This is a genomic window from Limnohabitans sp., from assembly GCF_044373035.1.
GTDB lineage: Bacteria > Pseudomonadota > Gammaproteobacteria > Burkholderiales > Burkholderiaceae_C > Limnohabitans_A.
The window spans coordinates 1-19,091 of the sequence record NZ_JBILQU010000052.1; the positions used below are offsets into that span (position 1 = coordinate 1).

At 61.6% G+C, this 19,091-nt stretch carries 21 protein-coding genes; 12 read left to right on the forward strand and 9 right to left on the reverse strand.

Annotated features, from left to right (window positions below; translation table 11 throughout):
- Positions 1 to 24 precede the first annotated feature (24 nt).
- The 10 genes from leuC (at position 25) to accD (ending at position 10,514) form a co-directional block, all read left to right on the forward strand.
- Positions 25 to 1,446, forward strand: a complete 1,422-nt coding sequence (gene leuC, locus ACIQ47_RS09340) for a 3-isopropylmalate dehydratase large subunit (protein WP_396437872.1) — start codon at positions 25 to 27, stop codon at positions 1,444 to 1,446.
- Between the two features lie 20 nt (positions 1,447 to 1,466).
- Positions 1,467 to 2,120: a 3-isopropylmalate dehydratase small subunit gene (leuD, locus tag ACIQ47_RS09345; protein ID WP_396437873.1), complete on the forward strand. Its 654-nt coding sequence runs from the start codon at positions 1,467 to 1,469 to the stop codon at positions 2,118 to 2,120.
- 17 nt (positions 2,121 to 2,137) lie between these two features.
- Positions 2,138 to 3,223 (forward strand): 3-isopropylmalate dehydrogenase, encoded by a 1,086-nt coding sequence (leuB, locus tag ACIQ47_RS09350; RefSeq protein ID WP_396437874.1) that lies wholly within the window; start codon positions 2,138 to 2,140, stop codon positions 3,221 to 3,223.
- A gap of 248 nt (positions 3,224 to 3,471) precedes the next feature.
- Complete coding sequence (gene asd / locus ACIQ47_RS09355) at positions 3,472 to 4,629, forward strand: aspartate-semialdehyde dehydrogenase (RefSeq protein ID WP_396437875.1); 1,158 nt, start codon at positions 3,472 to 3,474, stop codon at positions 4,627 to 4,629.
- Between the two features lie 22 nt (positions 4,630 to 4,651).
- Positions 4,652 to 5,953 carry a FimV family protein gene (locus ACIQ47_RS09360; protein ID WP_396437876.1) on the forward strand — a complete coding sequence of 434 codons (1,302 nt, stop codon included), beginning with the start codon at positions 4,652 to 4,654 and terminating at the stop codon, positions 5,951 to 5,953.
- Complete coding sequence (truA, locus tag ACIQ47_RS09365) at positions 5,950 to 6,735, forward strand: tRNA pseudouridine(38-40) synthase TruA (protein WP_396437877.1); 786 nt, start codon at positions 5,950 to 5,952, stop codon at positions 6,733 to 6,735. The genes ACIQ47_RS09360 and truA overlap by 4 nt, the downstream gene beginning before the upstream one ends.
- Positions 6,732 to 7,409 carry a phosphoribosylanthranilate isomerase gene (locus ACIQ47_RS09370; RefSeq protein ID WP_396437878.1) on the forward strand — a complete coding sequence of 226 codons (678 nt, stop codon included), beginning with the start codon at positions 6,732 to 6,734 and terminating at the stop codon, positions 7,407 to 7,409. Before truA ends, ACIQ47_RS09370 begins: the two co-directional genes overlap by 4 nt.
- A gap of 34 nt (positions 7,410 to 7,443) precedes the next feature.
- Complete coding sequence (trpB, locus tag ACIQ47_RS09375; protein ID WP_396437879.1) at positions 7,444 to 8,727, forward strand: tryptophan synthase subunit beta; 1,284 nt, start codon at positions 7,444 to 7,446, stop codon at positions 8,725 to 8,727.
- A gap of 10 nt (positions 8,728 to 8,737) precedes the next feature.
- Positions 8,738 to 9,547 carry a tryptophan synthase subunit alpha gene (trpA, locus tag ACIQ47_RS09380; protein WP_396437880.1) on the forward strand — a complete coding sequence of 270 codons (810 nt, stop codon included), beginning with the start codon at positions 8,738 to 8,740 and terminating at the stop codon, positions 9,545 to 9,547.
- Positions 9,548 to 9,641: 94 nt separating this feature from the next.
- On the forward strand, positions 9,642 to 10,514 hold the full coding sequence (gene accD, locus ACIQ47_RS09385; protein ID WP_396437881.1) for an acetyl-CoA carboxylase, carboxyltransferase subunit beta: 873 nt from the start codon (positions 9,642 to 9,644) through the stop codon (positions 10,512 to 10,514).
- Between the two features lie 71 nt (positions 10,515 to 10,585).
- On the opposite strand, the gene ACIQ47_RS09390 is transcribed toward accD, so the two are convergent.
- Positions 10,586 to 11,134 carry a YggT family protein gene (locus ACIQ47_RS09390; RefSeq protein WP_396437882.1) on the reverse strand — a complete coding sequence of 183 codons (549 nt, stop codon included), beginning with the start codon at positions 11,132 to 11,134 and terminating at the stop codon, positions 10,586 to 10,588.
- A 32-nt stretch (positions 11,135 to 11,166) separates the two neighbouring features.
- On the opposite strand from ACIQ47_RS09390, the gene ACIQ47_RS09395 reads away from it, so the two are divergent.
- On the forward strand, positions 11,167 to 11,811 hold the full coding sequence (locus tag ACIQ47_RS09395; protein WP_396437883.1) for an LON peptidase substrate-binding domain-containing protein: 645 nt from the start codon (positions 11,167 to 11,169) through the stop codon (positions 11,809 to 11,811).
- A 151-nt stretch (positions 11,812 to 11,962) separates the two neighbouring features.
- Positions 11,963 to 13,540 (forward strand): lysine--tRNA ligase, encoded by a 1,578-nt coding sequence (lysS, locus tag ACIQ47_RS09400; RefSeq protein WP_396437884.1) that lies wholly within the window; start codon positions 11,963 to 11,965, stop codon positions 13,538 to 13,540.
- 60 nt (positions 13,541 to 13,600) lie between these two features.
- Here lysS and ACIQ47_RS09405 read toward each other — a convergent pair whose 3' ends face one another.
- The 8 genes from ACIQ47_RS09405 to lepB form a co-directional block, all read right to left on the reverse strand.
- Positions 13,601 to 13,927 carry a hypothetical protein gene (locus tag ACIQ47_RS09405; RefSeq protein WP_396437885.1) on the reverse strand — a complete coding sequence of 109 codons (327 nt, stop codon included), beginning with the start codon at positions 13,925 to 13,927 and terminating at the stop codon, positions 13,601 to 13,603.
- An 18-nt stretch (positions 13,928 to 13,945) separates the two neighbouring features.
- Positions 13,946 to 15,031 (reverse strand): beta-N-acetylhexosaminidase, encoded by a 1,086-nt coding sequence (gene nagZ, locus ACIQ47_RS09410; RefSeq protein ID WP_396437886.1) that lies wholly within the window; start codon positions 15,029 to 15,031, stop codon positions 13,946 to 13,948.
- Positions 15,032 to 15,068: 37 nt separating this feature from the next.
- The gene (gene acpS, locus ACIQ47_RS09415) at positions 15,069 to 15,476 is read right to left on the reverse strand and encodes a holo-ACP synthase (RefSeq protein WP_396437892.1); all 408 of its coding nucleotides are present in this window, start codon (positions 15,474 to 15,476) and stop codon (positions 15,069 to 15,071) included.
- Positions 15,473 to 16,219, reverse strand: coding sequence for a pyridoxine 5'-phosphate synthase (locus tag ACIQ47_RS09420; protein ID WP_396437887.1), 747 nt, complete (start codon positions 16,217 to 16,219; stop codon positions 15,473 to 15,475). Before ACIQ47_RS09420 ends, acpS begins: the two co-directional genes overlap by 4 nt.
- Positions 16,216 to 16,965, reverse strand: coding sequence for a DNA repair protein RecO (gene recO, locus ACIQ47_RS09425; protein WP_396437888.1), 750 nt, complete (start codon positions 16,963 to 16,965; stop codon positions 16,216 to 16,218). Before recO ends, ACIQ47_RS09420 begins: the two co-directional genes overlap by 4 nt.
- Positions 16,966 to 16,976: 11 nt before the next feature.
- Positions 16,977 to 18,032 (reverse strand): GTPase Era, encoded by a 1,056-nt coding sequence (era, locus tag ACIQ47_RS09430; protein ID WP_396437889.1) that lies wholly within the window; start codon positions 18,030 to 18,032, stop codon positions 16,977 to 16,979.
- The gene (rnc, locus tag ACIQ47_RS09435; protein WP_396437890.1) at positions 18,029 to 18,721 is read right to left on the reverse strand and encodes a ribonuclease III; all 693 of its coding nucleotides are present in this window, start codon (positions 18,719 to 18,721) and stop codon (positions 18,029 to 18,031) included. Before rnc ends, era begins: the two co-directional genes overlap by 4 nt.
- Positions 18,722 to 18,728: 7 nt before the next feature.
- Positions 18,729 to 19,091, reverse strand: a 363-nt coding sequence (gene lepB, locus ACIQ47_RS09440; RefSeq protein ID WP_396437891.1) for a signal peptidase I, incomplete at its 5' end; no start/stop codon positions are given.

The following is a 19,091-nucleotide window of genomic DNA, read 5'->3' on the forward strand; positions in this document are numbered from 1 at the left end:
GCGGTTGCACAGCAAGGAAGCTCCATGGCACGCACCCTCTACGACAAAATCTGGGACGAACACGTCGTCCACACCGAAGAAGACGGCACCTCTGTCCTCTACATCGACCGCCACCTGGTGCACGAAGTCACCAGCCCCCAAGCCTTTGAAGGCCTGCGCCAAGCCGGTCGCAAAGTCTGGCGCGTCAGCTCCATCGTGGCGACTGCCGACCACAACACCCCCACCACCGGCTGGGAGTTGGGCTACGACGGCATCACCGACCCGATCAGCAAAGAACAAATCACCACGCTGGACGCCAACATCAAGGCATGCGGCTCGGCCGCATTCTTCCCCTTCCTGTCCAAACGCCAGGGCATCGTGCACGTCATTGGCCCTGAAAACGGTGCCACCCTGCCCGGCATGACCGTGGTCTGCGGCGACAGCCACACCTCCACCCACGGCGCGTTTGGCGCACTGGCCCACGGCATCGGCACCTCCGAGGTCGAGCACGTCATGGCCACGCAGACCCTGCTGGCCAAAAAAGCCAAGAACATGCTGATCAAGGTCGAGGGCAAGCTGGCCAAAGGCGTCACCGGCAAAGACATCGTGCTGGCCATCATCGGCAAGATCGGCACTGCGGGTGGCACCGGCTACACCATCGAATTCGCAGGCTCGGCCATCCGCAGCCTTTCCATGGAAGGCCGCATGACGGTCTGCAACATGGCCATCGAAGGCGGCGCGCGTGCAGGCCTGGTAGCGGTGGATGAGAAAACCATCGAGTACGTCAAAGGCCGCTTGCTCTCGCCCACGGGCGTGGAGTGGGACCACGCCGTGGCCTACTGGAAGACCCTGCAGTCCGACCCCGGTGCCCACTTTGATGCCGTGGTGGAGCTGGACGCCGGCGCCATCGTGCCGCAAGTCACCTGGGGCACCTCACCCGAGATGGTGCTGGGCATCGACGGTCACACGCCCGACCCGGACAAGGAAAAAGACGACGTCAAGCGCGACGCCATTGAGCGCGCGCTGACCTACATGGGCTTGCAGCCTGGCAAGGCGCTGGCCGACATCACCATCGACAAGGTCTTCATTGGCTCGTGCACCAACAGCCGCATCGAAGACATCCGAGAAGCCGCTGCCATCGTTAAAAAGCTCGGCCAAAAAGTGGCCAAGAACGTCAAGTTGGCCATGGTCGTGCCCGGTTCGGGCCTGGTCAAAGCCCAAGCCGAACAAGAAGGCCTGCACGAAATTTTCAAGGCCGCTGGCTTTGAGTGGCGCGAGCCCGGCTGCTCGATGTGCTTGGCCATGAATGCCGACCGCCTGGAGCCCGGCGAGCGTTGCGCCTCCACCAGCAACCGCAACTTCGAAGGCCGTCAGGGTGCGGGTGGCCGCACCCACCTGGTCAGCCCCGCCATGGCGGCGGCTGCTGCCCTGCATGGTCACTTCGTCGACATCCGAAAATTCGCCTGAAGCATTCGAGGAAACAGAGCATGCAAAAATTCACCCTCCTCAAAGGCTTGGTGGCCCCAATGGACCGCGCCAACGTGGACACCGACGCCATCATCCCCAAGCAGTTCCTCAAGTCGATCCGCAAGACCGGCTTTGGCCCCAACCTGTTCGACGCCTGGCGCTACTTGGACCCGGGTGAGCCCGGCCAAGACCCGGCCAGCCGCAAGCCCAACCCGGACTTTGTGCTGAACCAACCGCGCTACCAAGGCGCGAGCGTCTTGCTGGCCCGCAAAAACTTCGGCTGCGGCTCCAGCCGCGAACACGCGCCCTGGGCCATTGACCAATATGGCTTTCGCTGCGTGATCGCGCCGAGCTTTGCCGACATCTTCTTCAACAACTGCTTCAAAAACGGCTTGCTGCCCATCGTGCTGCCCGAAGCCGTGGTGGCTCAGTTGTTTGACGAAGTCTTGGCCTTCCCTGGCTACCAACTGACCATCGATCTGGAGCGCCAAGTGGTCGTACGCCCCCAAGGGGAAGAAATTTTGTTTGAAGTGCAGGCCTTCCGCAAGTACTGCTTGCTGGGCGGCCTGGACGACATCGGCCTGACCTTACGCCATGCCGACAAGATCAAGGCCTTTGAAGCCGAGCGCCTGGCCAGCAAGCCTTGGTTGGCACACACCGCCATCAACGCCTAAAGAACTCTGGAACTTTCATGAAAATCGCAGTCCTCCCCGGTGATGGCATCGGCACCGAAATCGTCGCCGAAGCCGTCAAAGTTTTGAACGTCCTCGACCTGAAGTTCGAGATGGAAACCGCCCTGGTCGGCGGCGCGGCTTATGACGCGCATGGCCACCCCCTGCCCAAAGCCACGCTCAAGCTGGCCATGGCGTCTGACGCCGTGCTGTTTGGCGCGGTGGGCGACTGGAAATACGACACGCTCGACCGCCCGCTGCGCCCCGAACAAGCCATTTTGGGCCTGCGCAAAAACATGGGCCTGTTCGCCAACTTCCGCCCGGCCATTTGCTACCAGCAACTGGTGGGCGCGTCCAGCCTCAAGCCCGAGTTGATCTCCGGTCTGGACATCCTGATCATCCGCGAGCTGACGGGCGATATTTACTTCGGCCAGCCACGCGGCCGCCGCATCGCCACCGATGGCCATTTCCCCGGCGCCGAAGAAGCCTTTGACACCATGCGCTACGCCAAGCCCGAGATCGAGCGCATCGCGCACGTGGCTTTTCAGGCCGCTCGCAAGCGCAAAGCCGCTGGCAAAGAGGGCCGCGTGACCAGCGTGGACAAAGCCAACGTGCTGGAAACCTTCCAGTTCTGGAAAGACGTGGTCACCGAAGTCGGCAAAGCGTACCCCGACATCGCGCTCGACCACATGTACGTGGACAACGCCGCCATGCAACTGGTTAAAGAACCCAAGCGCTTTGACGTGGTGGTCACCGGCAACATGTTCGGCGACATCTTGTCCGACGAAGCGTCCATGCTGACGGGCTCCATCGGCATGCTGCCCTCGGCCAGCCTGAACACCAAGAGTCAAGGTCTGTACGAGCCCAGCCACGGCAGCGCCCCCGACATCGCGGGCAAAGGCGTGGCCAACCCGTTGGCCACCATCTTGTCAGCCGCCATGATGCTGCGCTTCAGCTTGAACCAAGGCGAAGCCGCCGAGCGCATCGAATCGGCGGTGCAGAAAGTGTTGGCCCAAGGCCTGCGCACCGGCGACATCTGGAGCGAAGGCACCACCAAAGTGGGCACTGCGCAAATGGGTGATGCGGTGGTCAAGGCGCTGGCTTAAAACCAACACGGTCGCTGTCAGAAATACCGCAGGCAGCATCCATTACAATTTCGGCCATGTTCCACGCCCGCCTATTCAACCCGAACTTCGCTTGTGCCACCACGGCAGCAGTTGGCGCGCGTGCAACCCCCACCAAAACCACGACCAAGAAGGACTGATCCAGTCTGGTTCGTCGTGCGCCCCCCGGCCAGACGAGCCGGGCAAACAGTCAAGTCAAACACTGTTTTAAAAACTGAAAGGGCGTTGAAATGAGCAAGTTAGTAGGTTTTGTCGGCTGGCGCGGCATGGTCGGCTCGGTGTTGATGGACCGCATGATTCAGGAAAAAGACTTTGACCTGATCGAGCCCCTGTTCTTCTCCACATCCAATGCCGGCGGCAAAGCCCCCGCGATGGCCAAGAACGAAACCATGCTGCAAGATGCCTTCAACATCGAACAGCTCCAGCGTTGCGAGATCATCATCACCGCCCAAGGCGGTGATTACACCTCCGAGGTCTTCCCCAAACTGCGCGCTGCCGGCTGGAAAGGCCACTGGATCGACGCCGCATCGACCCTGCGCATGGAAAAAGACGCCGTGATCATCCTCGACCCGGTCAACATGCCCGTGATCAAGAACGCCCTGGCCCACGGTGGCAACAACTGGGTGGGTGGCAACTGCACCGTGTCGTGCATGCTGATGGGCGTGGGCGCCTTGTTCAAAGCCGGCTTGGTCGAGTGGATGAGCACCCAAACTTACCAGGCGGCTTCCGGCGGCGGCGCGCAGCACATGCGCGAGTTGCTGACCCAATACGGCACCCTGAACGCCGAAGTCAAAGCCTTGCTGGACGACCCCAAGAGCGCGATTCTGGAAATTGACCGCTTGGTGGTGGCCAAGCAGCGCGCCCTGACTGCGACTGAGACCGCCAACTTTGGCGTGCCTCTGGGCGGCTCCTTGATCCCCTGGATCGACAAGGACCTGGGCATTGGCAAAAACCGGGATGAACCCGGTTGGGGCACGTCCAAAGAAGAGTGGAAAGGCATGGCCGAAACCAACAAAATCTTGGGGCTGGGTGAGGCATTTGGCTCTGCGGCCATCCCGGTGGACGGTTTTTGCGTGCGCGTGGGCGCCATGCGCTGCCACAGCCAGGCTTTGACTTTCAAGCTCAAAAAAGACGTGCCCGTGGCCGACATCGAAGCCATGATCGCCACCGACAACGAATGGGTCAAACTGGTGCCCAACACCCGCGAAGCCACCCTCCAAGACCTGACCCCCGTGGCGGTGACCGGCACCATGACCATTCCGGTGGGCCGCGTGCGCAAGCTGGCCATGGGCCCTGAGTACGTCGGCGCGTTCACCATCGGTGACCAGCTGCTGTGGGGCGCAGCCGAGCCGCTGCGCCGCATGCTGCGCATCTTGTTGGACGCTTGATGCTTGAGCGCAGCATTCATTTATGCATGACCATTCGGTGACCCAAGCCGCCACTGAAGACATGCTGCGCCCATCCCACTTCCCGGAGAAAACCTCAGCGCTGCCAAGCGCTTGGGTTGTCGCATCGCTGCTGGCCTGCGCCAGCTTGCCGGTCAAAGCATGGACGCCCGGCCAGTTTTCGGTGGCGTCAGGTTTGGGCGACCCGCTTCGGGCCGCCATTGAGATCACGCCGTACAAAGACGAAGACCTTCGCAAGCTCACGCCATGGGCTTTAGGCCACATGGCCATGAACTCAACGCTGCCGGTCTCACCCGTCGGGGCATTGAACCCCAGAATAGGAAAACCCCAAGTTGATACTGCTTTGGTGATGGCACCCGTGGTCTTCCCACAAGCCTCGGCGGTCATTTCATCGCATTCACTTGACAGCGATGCACGCAACCCCGCAGACGCCATCACCGTGCGTGCAGGCGACACCGCCTCCCAACTGGTTTTCCGAAAAATGCCTGCGGGTGTGTCGCTCAACCAAATGTTGCTGGCCATGCTGCGCGCCAACCCCGAAGCTTTCATTGAAGGCAATGTGAACCTGCTGCGGGAAGGCGCTCAAGTTCATCTGCCCAGTGCGCAATCGGCTACGCAAATTTCGACCGAAGAAGCGCGGCAAACAGTGATTGCACACCATGCAAACTTTGTCGCCTATACCCAGCGTCTGGCGCAGTCCCCCCTGAAGGCGACAGACACGGCCAGCCGCGAAATGACCGGCAAAGTCACCGCCGAGGCCCCCCCCACGGTCACCGTCCAAACCGAGCAGGACAAATTGACCCTGAGCAAAGGGGAAGTCACCGCCGAGAGTGCAGATGCACGCCTGGCCTTGGAGCGCGAAATTCAGGACAAAACCGATCAACTTGCGGCGCTGAAAAAGAATCTGGAAACTTTAAAGTCCTTGTCGGCCAAACCCGACCGCGAAAAAACAAGCCCTTCCGAGCTCTCAGCCCTGAAACCAAGCCTTACCGTTGCTGCGGCTGAGGCCCATTCAGCCCCCTTGCTGGACGCCATCAGCCGCAATACCAGCATCTGGACCTGGGTCATGGCGTTGCTGGCCGGCATGGCTGGCTGGGTGTGGGTGGTCAGACGCCGCCCTGCAGAACCCGTCGATTTGTTGGGTACGGACAGCCTTGTGGCTCCAGCGCCCTCGCCACTTCCACCGGCATCGCCATTTCCTTCTGGCTTGCCGCCTCAATTTGCCGATCTGGATCTGAACCTGACGCCAGCACCCGACACCGTGCCTGGCCCTCAGGCGAGCCACACTCCGGGCCAAAGCCTGTGAGACTCGCCCTTGGCATTTGTTACTCCGGCACGGCTTACCAAGGCTGGCAAAGCCAAAGCACGGGCTTGACCATCCAAGACAAGCTTGAAAAAGCCTTGGCCAAATTTGCCGATGTACCGCGGGTCAGCACCTTGTGTGCCGGCCGCACCGATGCAGGCGTGCATGGACTGATGCAGGTGGTCCACTTTGACACCGAGATCGAACGCGACGCCCATTCCTGGGTGCGCGGCACCAACCGTTATTTGCCCTGCGACATTTCGGTGCAATGGGCGCAAGTGGTGCCAGGCAGCTTCCATTGCCGGGGCAGCGCCATCGGCAGGCGCTACATCTACGTGCTGCTCGACTCGGCTGTGCGCCCCAGCCTGGAGGCGGGTCGGGTGGGCTGGGTGTACCGCCCGCTGGCCGAAGCGCCCATGCGCCAGGCCAGCCAGCACCTGCTGGGCGAACACGACTTCTCTTCCTTCAGGGCCAGCAGCTGCCAGGCGCTGTCCCCCGTCAAAACGCTGCGCCACATCCAGATCAGCCGGCATGGCGCTTATTGGCGCTTTGAATTTGAGGGCAACGCCTTCTTGCACCACATGATCCGCAACATCATGGGCTGCCTGGTCACCATCGGCCAGGGCCTACAGTCGCCAGACTGGATGCGCGAGGTGCTGCATGCCCAAAGCCGCGATGCCGCAGCCCCGACGTTTTCGCCCGCCGGCCTGTACTTTGCCGGGCCGATTTACAGCGCAGAATGGGGCCTGCCCGACGCCACCCCTGCTTTTGATTGGTTGCCATGAACCCGCAACAACGCACCCGCATCAAGATGTGCGGCTTCACACGCGAAGCCGACGTGCTGGCGGCCTGCGCCGCAGGGGCCGATGCCATTGGTTTTGTGCTGTACCCCCCCAGCCCGCGCAGCGTGAGCATCGAACGGGCTGCCGAACTGGCCCGGCTGTTGCCCGCCTTTGCGCTGCCCGTTTTGCTGTTCGTCAACGACACGGCCGAACGCATCCAGGCAGCGTGCAAGGCTGTGCCGGGCGCTTGGTTACAGTTTCACGGCGATGAAACACCGGAATTTTGCGAAACCATGAGTCGCCTGACGGGCCGCCCGCACCTCAAAGCGGCCAGAATCCCCCTGTCCGAGGTGGCCGACTTCGACTTGTTAGAATTTGCTTTCATTCACCAGCAAGCCCACGCCCTCTTGCTCGACGCCCATGTCGACGGATACGGCGGCGGCGGAAGAACATTCAATTGGTCACTCCTGCCAACAAGCGTCAATGCTCACCTCGTTTTGTCTGGTGGACTCACACCTGCAAACGTGGGCGACGGCATGCGGGCGCTGCGCTCACACGGCCTGTCTCTGGCCGTTGACGTGAGCTCCGGCATCGAGGCCGCCAAGGGCCTGAAAGATGCCCAAAAAATCCAGCAATTCGTGGCCGCCGTGCGAGCGGCCGATGCTGACGTCCTTTGAATTTTTTCCGGGTTGAACCCCGGCCCCAATTGCCATGTACGACTACCAACAACCCGATGCCAAAGGCCATTTCGGCATCTATGGCGGCAGCTTTGTCAGCGAAACCCTGACCCACGCCATCAATGAGCTGAAGGCCGCCTACGCCCAATACCAGCACGACCCGGCCTTCATTGCCGAATTCAAATCCGAGCTGGCGCACTTTGTGGGCCGCCCCTCACCGGTTTATCACGCCGCCCGCATGAGCCGTGAAATGGGCGGCGCACAAATATTCCTCAAACGCGAAGACCTCAACCACACCGGCGCGCACAAGATCAACAACACCATCGGCCAGGCCATGCTCGCCAAGCGCATGGGCAAGCCGCGCATCATTGCCGAGACCGGTGCAGGCCAGCACGGCGTGGCCACCGCCACCATCTGCGCCCGCTACGGGCTGGAGTGCGTGGTGTACATGGGCAGCGAAGACGTCAAGCGCCAAAGCCCCAACGTTTACCGCATGAAGCTGCTGGGTGCGACCGTGGTGCCCGTCGAGTCGGGCAGCAAAACCCTGAAAGACGCCCTGAACGAAGCCATGCGCGACTGGGTGGCCAATGTGGACAACACCTTTTACATCATCGGCACCGTGGCAGGCCCCCACCCCTACCCCATGATGGTGCGCGATTTCCAAAGCGTGATTGGGCAAGAGTGCCTCACGCAAATGCCCGCGATGTTCAAGAGCCTGCAAATGGCCGAACAGCAGCCCGACGCGGTGATTGCCTGCGTGGGCGGTGGCAGCAACGCCATGGGCATCTTCTACCCCTACATTGCGCACGAAAACACCCGCCTGATCGGCGTGGAAGCTGCCGGCGAAGGCATGGATTCGAGCAAGCATTCGTGCTCGCTGCAGATGGGCAGCCCCGGCGTGTTGCACGGCAACCGCACCTACATCTTGCAAGACGACAACGGCCAGATCACCGAGACGCACAGCGTGAGCGCGGGCCTGGACTACCCCGGCGTCGGCCCCGAGCACGCCTTCCTCAAAGACATCGGCCGAGCCGAATACGTGGGCATCACCGACAAAGAGGCGCTCGAAGCCTTCCACTATTTGTGTCGCACCGAGGGCATCATCCCCGCCCTCGAATCCAGCCACGCCGTGGCCTATGCCATGAAGCTGGCCAAAACCATGCGCCCTGACCAGTCGATCCTGATCAACATGTCGGGCCGTGGTGACAAAGACATCGGCACCGTGGCCGATTTGTCGAACGGCGACTTTTTCTGCCGCCCCAGCTGCCAAGGCCAATCGGTGAAAGGTGCCGAGCAGCCTGTGAACTTTGTGAAGTGAGGGCTGAAACATGAGCCGCATCGACGCCACCCTCTCCGCCCTGAAAACCCAAGGCCGCAAAGCCCTGATTCCTTATGTCACGGCCGGTTTTCCGCAAGCGGGCACCACCGTGCCGCTGATGCACGCCATGGCCAAAGCCGGGTCCGACATCATCGAGTTGGGGGTGCCTTTCTCGGACCCGTCAGCTGATGGCCCCGTGATCCAAAAGGCGGGCGACAAAGCGCTGGCTCTGGGCATTGGCACCGTGCAGGTGCTGGCCATGGTGCGCGAGTTCCGCCAAACCAACAGCCACACCCCCGTGGTGCTGATGGGCTACGCCAACCCGGTGGAGCGCTACGACCAAAAGCACGGCCTCGACAGCTTCATCCGCGATGCCTCGGCTGCCGGGGTGGACGGCGTGCTGATCGTGGACTACCCGCCCGAAGAATGCGTGGAATTTGCCGCCAAACTGCGTGCCCACAGCATGGACCTGATCTTCTTGCTGGCCCCCACCAGCACCGACGAGCGCATGCAGCAAGTGGCCAAAGTGGCCAGCGGCTACGTGTATTACGTGTCGCTCAAGGGCGTGACCGGCTCGGGCACGCTCGACACCGATGCGGTCGAAGCCATGCTGCCTCGCATCCGCCAGCACGTCAGCGTGCCGGTGGGTGTGGGTTTCGGCATCCGCGACGCCCAAACCGCCAAGGCGATCAGCAAGGTGGCCGATGCGGTGGTGATCGGCTCACGCCTGATTCAACTCATCGATGCCGCCCCGGCAGACCGCATCAACGCCGTGGCCGGTGAATTTTTACAAGGCATCCGTCAGGCGCTCGACGCCTGAGCGACGGAGCCCGGTCTGCGAACCCGATGCCCCTCACGGGTCAAGGCCAACCCGTCCGTTTCAACGATAATTGGCAGCACAAGGAGACTCCCTGATGTCTTGGCTCGAAAAACTGCTCCCCCCCAAAATCCAGCACACCGACCCGGCTGAGCGACGCACAATTCCTGAAGGTCTGTGGGTCAAGTGCCCCAGCTGCGAAACGGTGCTGTACAAAACCGACCTGGAAGAAAACCAGAACGTTTGCCCCGGCTGCTCGCACCACCTGCGCATCGGTGCCCGCGCCCGCCTGAACGCCTTTCTGGACGGTGAAGGCCGCTACGAAATCGGTCAGGAAGTCCTGCCCGTTGACCCGCTTAAGTTCAAAGACAGCCGCAAATACCCCGAGCGCCTGAAAGAAGCCATGGACAACACCGGCGAGACCGATGCCTTGGTGGTCATGGGCGGCGCGGTGCACAGCATCAACCTGGTAGCTGCCTGCTTCGAATTCGACTTCATGGGGGGATCCATGGGCTCGGTGGTGGGTGAGCGTTTTGTGCGCGGCGTGGAAACCGCCATCGCTCAAAAAGTCCCTTTCGTGTGCTTTACGGCCACGGGCGGTGCCCGCATGCAAGAAGGCTTGCTGTCGCTCATGCAAATGGCCAAGACCAACGCCGCCTTGACCCGCCTGGCCAAGAAAGGCCTACCCTACATCAGCGTGCTGACCGACCCCACCATGGGTGGCGTGTCGGCCGGTTTTGCCTTTTTGGGCGACGTGGTCATTGCCGAGCCCAAAGCCCTGATCGGCTTTGCCGGTCCCCGCGTCATTGAAAGCACCGTGCGCGTGACCTTGCCCGAAGGCTTTCAGCGCGCCGAGTTCCTGCAAACCAAGGGTGCGGTGGATTTCATCTGCGACCGCCGAGAACTGCGCAAAACCATCGCCAGCACCCTGGCCATGCTCCAGCGCCAGTCAGCAGACGCGGTCAGCTAAGCTGGCCCACGCCACAAAAACAAAGGCCCTCCTTGGAGGGCCTTTGTTTTTGTGGCAAAGCCTTCAACGACTCATGGCAAGCCGTTCATTTGCAGCGATGCCAACACCATGCCCATCAATTGCAACACCAGCAGCAAGGCAATGGGGGACAAATCCACACCACCGATCAGGGGCACTACCCGCTGGAACGGTCGCAAAAAGGGCTGACTCAAACGCGCCACCAGGCTGTACATGGGTGAGCCAGGGTTCACCCAGGACATCACGGCCAACACCAGCACCAGCGCGCTCAGGGCGGACACCACCAGCTGGGCCATGCCCACCAGGCTCACCCATGGCAGCAAACCCAAAGCCCACTGCCCGCCTGCCAACAGCCACAACAGCGTGTACTGCACCATTTTGATAAGGAAAGCGCCCACCAGACTCGACAAATCCCAGGCCGACCATGGCGGGATCACCCGCCTCAGCGGCAGCAACAGCCAGTCGGTCACTGCAAACACAAACTGGCCCAACGGTTGGTGAAAAGAAATGCGCTGCCATTGCATCAAAAACCTCAGCAAACAGGTGCCCGCGATCAGGCCCGCCAACACTTCCAACACCAAACTGACCATTTGAAACAACATCGCCATCCTCCTCTTCGTGCGATGATACCCAGATGTCTGAACATGACGCCCCATCCCCAGAAGACGTGTCGCCATTGCCCCTGTTCCCTTTGGGCACCGTGCTGTTTCCCGGCGCTTTGCTGCCGCTGCAGTTGTTTGAGCTGCGCTACCTGCAGATGATTGGCGAATGCGAGCGCCAAGGCAACGGCTTTGGGGTGGTCACCTTGTCCCAGGGCCGCGAAGTGCACCGGCCAGGTGAATCTGCCGAACAGTTTGAAACCATGGGCACCCGGGTGCAGATCGAACGCATCGAGCGGCCCCAGCCCGGCTTGGTGAAGGTCTGGTGCAGGGGTATGGGAAAGTTTCGCATTGAAGCCACGCAGCAGCGCAGCGATGGATTGTGGACGGGCCAAGTGCAAGCCCTGCCGCCCGAGCCAACCGTTCAGGTGCCCGAAGACCTGCAGCACCTGTCTGCGCAAATGCAGGAAGTGTTGACCCAGCTGAGCGCACAACCCAGCGAGGTGCCCCACTGGGCCGAGGCTTGGCGGCTGCAGGACTGCAGCTGGCTGTCCAACCGTTGGGGTGAATTGCTGCCCTTGCCTTTGCAAATGAAATACCGCCTGTTTGCACTGCAAGAGCCCTTGCTGCGGCTGGAGTTGATCGGCGACATGGTGGTCCCCTCTGCGCGCTCGCCTTAGCCTTGGGCGACACCAACAGGCCAACACGGCCAAAAGACCCCCGTAACCTCTTAAAATAAACCGGTTTTGCGCCTTGGCGCAGTATTCCTTCTTTTCCCGCAATCCTGGCTCAAACCCGCCCCCTCTCCCTGAGTCCAACCACCCTCCCGACATGTCCGACACGAACGCCAATGCCCCAGCCGCGCCAGCCCCTCAAGATGACAACCAACTGATCGCCGAGCGCCGCGAAAAACTCAAAGCCATGCGCCAGGCGCAGGCCGAAGGCAAAGGCGTGGCCTTCCCCAACGACTTCAAGCCCGAGCACCACGCCGCCAACCTGCACCAAGCCCACGGCGACAAAGACGCCGAAGCCTTGAACGGCGAAGGTGTGGCCAAAACCACCGCCAAAGTGGCGGGCCGCATGATGCTCAAGCGCGTCATGGGCAAGGCCAGCTTTGCCACGTTGCAAGATGCCACGGGCCGCATCCAGGTCTATGTGACCCGCGACGACCTGGGTGAAGACCTGTATGCCCTGTTCAAGCACTGGGACCTGGGCGACATCGTGGGCGTCGAGGGTCATTTGTTCAAGACCCGCACAGGCGAGCTGTCCATCCACGCCACCAGCATCCGCATGCTCACCAAGAGCCTGCGCCCCATGCCCGACAAGTTCCACGGCGTGGCCGACCAAGAAGTGAAGTACCGCCAGCGCTACGTGGACCTGATGACCGACGAAGCCGCCCGCAAGCGCTTTGTGGCCCGCAGCAAGGCCGTCAGCGGCATCCGCGAGTTCATGGTCCAGCACGGCTTTTTGGAAGTCGAAACGCCCATGCTGCACCCCATCCCCGGCGGTGCCAATGCCAAGCCGTTCATCACGCACCACAACGCGCTGGAGCAAGAAATGTTCTTGCGCATCGCGCCCGAGCTCTACCTCAAGCGCTTGTTGGTGGGCGGTTTTGAACGTGTGTTCGAGATCAACCGCAACTTCCGCAACGAAGGCATCTCGGTGCGCCACAACCCCGAATTCACCATGATGGAGTTTTATGCAGCCTACTGGAACTACCAAGACCTGATGGGTTTTACCGAAAGCCTGATCCGCGACGCGGCCATGACCGCTGCAGGCACCTTGAATTTGACCTACAACGGCAAGCCGGTGGACCTGAACAAGCCTTTCGCCCGCATGACGATCCGCGAAGCGATCGTGAAATACACCGAAGCTGGCGAAGCATGTGAAACCGGCACAGGCGCACGGGTGGACAATGCCGAATGGCTGATCAACGCCCTCAACAAGCTGGGCATGAGCGAAGAGAAAAACAAGCTGTCCACCCGCAGCCTGGCCAGCCTGCAGGTGTTTTATTTTGAGGAAACCGTGGAAGACAAGCTCTGGGAGCCCACCTTCATCATGGAACACCCCACAGAAATCTCACCACTGGCCCGCGCCAACGACACCCGCCCCGAAGTGACCGAGCGCTTTGAGCTCTACATCACCGGCCGCGAGTTCGGCAACGGCTTCAGCGAGCTGAACGACGCCGAAGACCAGGCCGCACGCTTTCACGCACAAGTGGCCGCCAAAGACGATGGCGACGACGAAGCCATGTACTACGACCACGACTTTGTCCGTGCCCTTGAATACGGCATGCCCCCCGCTGGCGGCTGCGGCATCGGCATTGACCGCCTGATGATGCTGCTGACCGACAGCGCCAGCATCCGCGACGTGATCTTGTTCCCGGCGCTGCGGCACGTGCAGGAATAAGCGCACATCGCACCCACAAAAAACCCGGCCTTGGCCGGGTTTTTTGTGGGACAAGCCCGTTCAGGGACGTCGGTCGGTCGGCAAGCGCGGCGCATCCTCCACAACCTCGCGCACCTCCACGTCGACCACTTGGTCGTCTCGGACAAACGGGGCGCCTGGTCCTCTGGGGCCCTCAAAGCTTTGCCCAGGTGCCGGACGAAAACCACCTTGCCTAAAATTTTGGCGCATGGTGCTGAACTGCTGCCAGACCATCACCACCTGAGGCTTGCGGCCCGTCAACAGCCAACGAACCATTGCATAAGCGATGTAGCAGAGCAAACCCAGTAGCAAGGCAGCCAGAAAACCCAGGCCGAGCAGGCCCATGAAGATGCGCGCGATCCAGCTCATTCAAGTGTCCTGTTCAGGTCAAGGCAGGCGGTCGAGCGCCTGCATGTAGTCGGCAGAGCGCACCAACTCGTCCCAGGGGCGGGCAGGCGATCGGGGCAAAAGGTCCAAACGCCGCTCTTCACTGATTTCGTTCGGTGTCCAGTGGCCTTTGAGTTGGGCTTCGGCCAACTGGTCAAGCACTTCGTCCAGGTCTGCGCCGCCGTTCACAGCCGAACGGTTGCACAGCAGCGCCAGGTCGCACCCGGCTTGCAGCGCGGTGATCACGGCTTCGGTGTAGCTGAGGGTGCGCCCGTCCATCTGGCGGGCGGCAGCCATCGACAGGTCGTCGGTGCAAACCACGCCCTGAAAACCTAGCTGGGCACGCAGGATGTCTTGCAGCCAGCGCGGCGAAAAACCTGCTGGGCGGCTGTCCACTTTGCTGTAGATCACGTGCGCGGGCATCACGGCCGTGAGCATGCTGGTGAGCCAGCGGTAGGGCTGCGCGTCGTCGGCCAGGATGGCTTTGAGGCTGCGCTTGTCCACGGGCAGCGCCACATGCGAGTCGGCCTTGACGGCGCCGTGCCCGGGAAAATGTTTGCCGCAGTTGCCCATGCCCGCTTGCAGCAGGCCCTGCATCAGGCTGCGGGCGAGCAGGCTCACCACGCGCGGATCGCGGGCAAAGGCGCGGTCGCTAATGACGCCGCTTTCGCCATGGTCCAAATCGAGTACCGGGGTGAAGCTGAGGTCGACGCCACAGGCGCGCAATTCGCTGCCCAAAACAAAGCCCGCCGAGGTGGCTGCTTCGCAGGCCTTGAGCACGCCCGAACCGGGCAGGCCTTTTTCGTCCTGGCTCCATAGCTCGCCCAGTGCGCGCATGGGCGGCAAGTGGGTGAAGCCGTCGGTGCGAAAGCGCTGCACGCGACCGCCTTCATGGTCAACCGCGATCAAGAGGTCAGGACGGATGCTTTTGATGCCGGCACACAAGTCGGTGAGCTGCGCACGGCTTTGCCAATTGCGGCCAAAAAAAATCATGCCGCCCACCAGCGGGTGCGCCAAGCGGAGGCGGTCCACATCGGTCAATGTGGTGCCGGCAATGTCGATGATCAGGGGGGCATGCAGTGTCATGGGTAGTCCATCCAATGTGGGGCGCCAGCGCGGCAAATCAAGGGCGCGGTGGGTCTTGGGTCTCGACCACGCAAAAACTCGCGGCGTACTCGGACTCGTCGGTGACGGTGATGTGGGCTTTCAGCCCTTTGGCTTGAAACCATTCTTTCAGCACCCCGTGCAGCACGATGACCGGCTGGCCGCTGGGCAGTTTGCCCACCTCGCACAGCCGCCAGGTCATGGGCATGCGCAAACCCAGGCCAATGGCTTTGCTGAAAGCCTCTTTGGCCGAAAAGCGGGTGGCCAGGTAGCGCACGCCGCGCTCGGGCCAGCGGGCACTGCGGGCCTTCCAGGTGACCATTTCGGCATCGCTCAGCACCTTGGCGGCAAAACGCTCGCCATGCCGCTCCAGGCTGGCTTTGATGCGGCGGATGTCGCAAATATCGGTGCCGATGCCGTAGATCATTTTTTCAGGCAAGCCAAATACGCTTGCACCGTGGCGGCGTAACCCATCTCCAGCGCATCGGCCATGAAGGCGTGGCCGATTGAGACTTCTTGCAGTCCCTTCACCGCCACCACAAAGGCTGGCAGGTTGTCACGGTTGAGGTCGTGGCCCGCATTCAGGCCCAGGCCCGCTTGCTGGGCAGCCACTGCCGCATCGGCGTAACGCTGCAGTTGCTGGTCTTGCTCAGGCGTTCCAAAGGCGGCGGCATAGGGCTCGGTGTAGAGCTCCACCCGGTCAGCGCCCACGGCGCGGGCATGGGCCATTTGCTCAGGGATCGGGTCCATGAACAGGCTGACGCGCACACCCAGTGCCTTGCATTCGCCGATCAGGGGTTTGAGGCGCTCGGCGTCTTGCGGAAAAGTCCAGCCGTGGTCGCTGGTGAACTGGCCTTCGCTGTCGGGCACAAAGGTGACTTGGTGCGGGCGCACGGCAAGCACATGGTCCATCAGGTTGTGGAAGGGGTTGCCTTCGATGTTGAACTCGCGGTCGGGCCAGGCCTTCATCAAGGTGGTCAGCTCGGGCACGTCGCTCGCGCGGATGTGGCGCTCATCGGGTCGCGGGTGAATGGTGATGCCGTTCGCACCCGCTTGCAGACACAGCTCGGCAGCGCGCCTGACGCTGGGAATGCCCAGGTGGCGCGAGTTGCGCAGCAAGGCGACCTTGTTGACATTGACCGACAGGGCCACGCTTGGGATTGTGTTCATAAAGTTTGCAAGTCCAGCATCATTTGACGAGTGCGCAAAGCGCCCACACCGCAATGGTAGTTGAGCATGAGGCGCAAGGGGCGCTGCAACTGCACCAGCAGGTCGGCACACTCGCGCAGCAAGGCGGCCAAGGGATTGGGCGTATCCAGCGCCGCGTGCAGCGCCAGCCATTGTTCACCGCGCAAGGTGTTGCGCGGGTCATCGCTCACCCACTGCAGCCCGGCCTCAGGCACCAAGGCGTAACTGTCGGTGGGCGACAAAGGCTTGAGGGTCAGGGTCTGCAGGTTCAGGGCGGGCAACAGGCCCATTTCGCGCAGCAGCAGCAACTCAAAGCCACGCAAGGCCCACTGCAGCGCATTGGGGTCGCCACTGGCCAGCAAACGCACGGCAGCGGCATACACCTCGAACAACTGAGGGTGCGGGTCGTCGCGCGCGGTCAGGCGCATCAACAGTTCGTTGAGGTAATAGCCGGACAGCAGCGCCTCGCCCGTCGGCATGACGTGCCCGCCCACCCACTCGGCCGATTTGAGGGTGCGGATGTCGCCATCGCCCCCAAAGGCCAGCGACAAGGGCTGCAAGGGCAGCAGCACCGGACGAAAACTGGATGTGGGCCGCTTGACGCCTTTGGCCACCAGGGCGGTGCGGCCGTGGTGGCGGGTGAAAACCTCCAAGATCAGGCTGGTTTCGCTCCAGTCGTAGCGGTGCAGCACATAGGCTGGCTCGTCTGCAATCCGCTGGGAGGCCATGGGCGGTGGATTTACTCGTAGCCGAAGCTGCGCACGCGGGCTTCGTCGTCGGCCCAGCCCGAACGCACCTTGACCCACAGCTCGATGAAGACCTTGGCGTCCAGCAGCTTTTCCAACTCGACGCGGGTTTCGGTGCCGATGCGCTTGAGCTTTTCGCCCTTGTCACCGATAACCATGGCTTTGTGGCCTTCGCGCTCGACCACGATGGTGGCGGCAATGCGCAGCATGCGTTTGGCGGTGCGACCGGCTTCTTCTTCGAACTTGTCGATCACCACGGTGGAGGTGTAAGGCAATTCGTCACCGGTCAGGCGGAACAGTTTTTCGCGCACCATTTCGCTGGCCAAAAATTTCTCGCTGCGGTCGGTGAGTTCATCCTCCGCATGCCACCAAGGCTGCTCGGGCAGGTATTTTTCGCAAATGTCGAGCAGGCGCACGATGTCCTTGGGATGCTTGGCCGACATGGGCACAAACTCTGTGAAGGCATGGCGCTCTTGCATGCTTTGCAGCCAAGGCGCAATGTCGCCACGGCGGTGCACGTTGTCCAATTTATTGGCCACCAGCAAAACCGGGATGCCGGGTTTCAGCAGCGCCAGCACTTTGGCGTCCGCCGTGGTGAAGCTGCCCGCCTCGACCACGAACAAGACCAAATCCACATCGCTCACCGCACCGACCACGGTCTTGTTGAGCGACTTGTTGAGCGCGGTGCCGTGGATGGTCTGGAAACCGGGCGTGTCCACAAAGACGTATTGCGCCGCGCCTTGGGTGCGGATACCGGTGATGCGGTGGCGCGTGGTTTGGGCTTTGCGCGAAGTGATGCTGATCTTTTGCCCCACCAAGGCGTTGAGCAAGGTGGACTTGCCCACGTTGGGCTTGCCCACAATGGCCACCAGGCCGCAGCGCTGGCCTTCCACCGGCACAGGCGCTGGGGTGGCAGCAACCGGCGGCAAGGCAGCGTCTTCCGACGCGTCGCGTGGCTGAATGGTCACACCCGCAATTTGAACGGGGCGGCGCATGGTTTGCTCATGCGGCGTGCGTTCAGTTTCAGGCGTTTTTTTATCGGTGCTCATGCGGCGCTTTCAGATTTCAGGGTCTGCAGCATGGCGGCTGCCGCTGCTTGTTCGGCAGCGCGACGCGACGCGCCCGAGCCTTGCTGGGTTTGGCGCAATTCGGTCACTTCACAAGAGACCTCAAATTGCTGTCGATGCGCCGCCCCGGAGGTACCGACCACGGTGTACTTGGGCAACGCGAGCTTGCGCCCTTGCAGCCACTCTTGCAGCTCGGTCTTGGGGTCTTTGCCCACCGCCTGCATGTCGGGTTTGATGTCCACTTGGGCAAACAATCGCTCGACCAAGTCTTGAGCATCCTTGTAGCCGCCGTCCAGATAGACCGCCCCAATGATGGCTTCCAAGGCATCGGCCAGGATGGACGGGCGGTTTTGACCGCCTGAGCGCATCTCGCCCTCGCCCAAGCGCATCACGGCAGGCAAATCCAGGGTTTTGGCCAGTTGGTGCAAGGTGTCTTGCTTGACCAGGTTGGCCCGCACCCGCGACAAATCCCCCTCAGGCAAGCTGGCCAGTTGTACATACAGCAGGTTCGCCACCGACAGGTTCAGCACCGAGTCACCCAAAAACTCCAGGCGCTCATTGTGGTCTGAGCTGAAGCTGCGGTGCGTGACCGCCTGCTGCAACAAGCCCTGTTGGCGAAAGGCGTAGCCCAGCCGTATTTGCAATTCGGACAATGCGGGGGAAGTTGCCACACCCACCTCAGTCAAAAGCGCCGATGCGCTTGAGGTTGCCGAAGTTCATCCACACAAAAAAGGCTTTGCCCACGATGTTGGCGTCGGGCACAAAACCAAAGTAGCGCGAGTCCAGTGAGTTGTCGCGGTTGTCGCCCATCATGAAATAGTGGCCAGCAGGCACCTTGCAAGACACGCCTTCGACGGTGTAGTTGCAGTTTTCGCGACCCGCAAACTGATCAGCCCCGGGCACAAAAGCCGGACGGTCATCGTCTTGCAGCGTTTGGTGTGGTTTGGCCCCAAGGGTTTCACGGCGCTGCTTGGAATAGCGCATGGTGGATTCATCAAAAAAGTCGGGCAGCACTTCGGTGGGCACCGGATTGCCGTTGAT

What these genes read in the sequence shown, in the direction of transcription:
- ACIQ47_RS09370 (WP_396437878.1), top strand. Translation starts at nt 6,732, where the DNA reads ATGAACCCGCAACAACGCACCCGCATCAAGATGTGCGGCTTCACACGC.
- trpA (WP_396437880.1), top strand. Translation starts at nt 8,738, where the DNA reads ATGAGCCGCATCGACGCCACCCTCTCCGCCCTGAAAACCCAAGGCCGC.
- accD (WP_396437881.1), top strand. Translation starts at nt 9,642, where the DNA reads ATGTCTTGGCTCGAAAAACTGCTCCCCCCCAAAATCCAGCACACCGAC.
- recO (WP_396437888.1), bottom strand. Translation starts at nt 16,965, where the DNA reads ATGGCCTCCCAGCGGATTGCAGACGAGCCAGCCTATGTGCTGCACCGC.
- leuD (WP_396437873.1), top strand. Translation starts at nt 1,467, where the DNA reads ATGCAAAAATTCACCCTCCTCAAAGGCTTGGTGGCCCCAATGGACCGC.
- ACIQ47_RS09395 (WP_396437883.1), top strand. Translation starts at nt 11,167, where the DNA reads ATGTCTGAACATGACGCCCCATCCCCAGAAGACGTGTCGCCATTGCCC.
- era (WP_396437889.1), bottom strand. Translation starts at nt 18,032, where the DNA reads ATGAGCACCGATAAAAAAACGCCTGAAACTGAACGCACGCCGCATGAG.
- ACIQ47_RS09360 (WP_396437876.1), top strand. Translation starts at nt 4,652, where the DNA reads ATGCATGACCATTCGGTGACCCAAGCCGCCACTGAAGACATGCTGCGC.
- leuC (WP_396437872.1), top strand. Translation starts at nt 25, where the DNA reads ATGGCACGCACCCTCTACGACAAAATCTGGGACGAACACGTCGTCCAC.
- ACIQ47_RS09390 (WP_396437882.1), bottom strand. Translation starts at nt 11,134, where the DNA reads ATGTTGTTTCAAATGGTCAGTTTGGTGTTGGAAGTGTTGGCGGGCCTG.
- acpS (WP_396437892.1), bottom strand. Translation starts at nt 15,476, where the DNA reads ATGATCTACGGCATCGGCACCGATATTTGCGACATCCGCCGCATCAAA.
- lysS (WP_396437884.1), top strand. Translation starts at nt 11,963, where the DNA reads ATGTCCGACACGAACGCCAATGCCCCAGCCGCGCCAGCCCCTCAAGAT.
- ACIQ47_RS09405 (WP_396437885.1), bottom strand. Translation starts at nt 13,927, where the DNA reads ATGAGCTGGATCGCGCGCATCTTCATGGGCCTGCTCGGCCTGGGTTTT.
- ACIQ47_RS09420 (WP_396437887.1), bottom strand. Translation starts at nt 16,219, where the DNA reads ATGAACACAATCCCAAGCGTGGCCCTGTCGGTCAATGTCAACAAGGTC.
- leuB (WP_396437874.1), top strand. Translation starts at nt 2,138, where the DNA reads ATGAAAATCGCAGTCCTCCCCGGTGATGGCATCGGCACCGAAATCGTC.
- nagZ (WP_396437886.1), bottom strand. Translation starts at nt 15,031, where the DNA reads ATGACACTGCATGCCCCCCTGATCATCGACATTGCCGGCACCACATTG.
- trpB (WP_396437879.1), top strand. Translation starts at nt 7,444, where the DNA reads ATGTACGACTACCAACAACCCGATGCCAAAGGCCATTTCGGCATCTAT.
- asd (WP_396437875.1), top strand. Translation starts at nt 3,472, where the DNA reads ATGAGCAAGTTAGTAGGTTTTGTCGGCTGGCGCGGCATGGTCGGCTCG.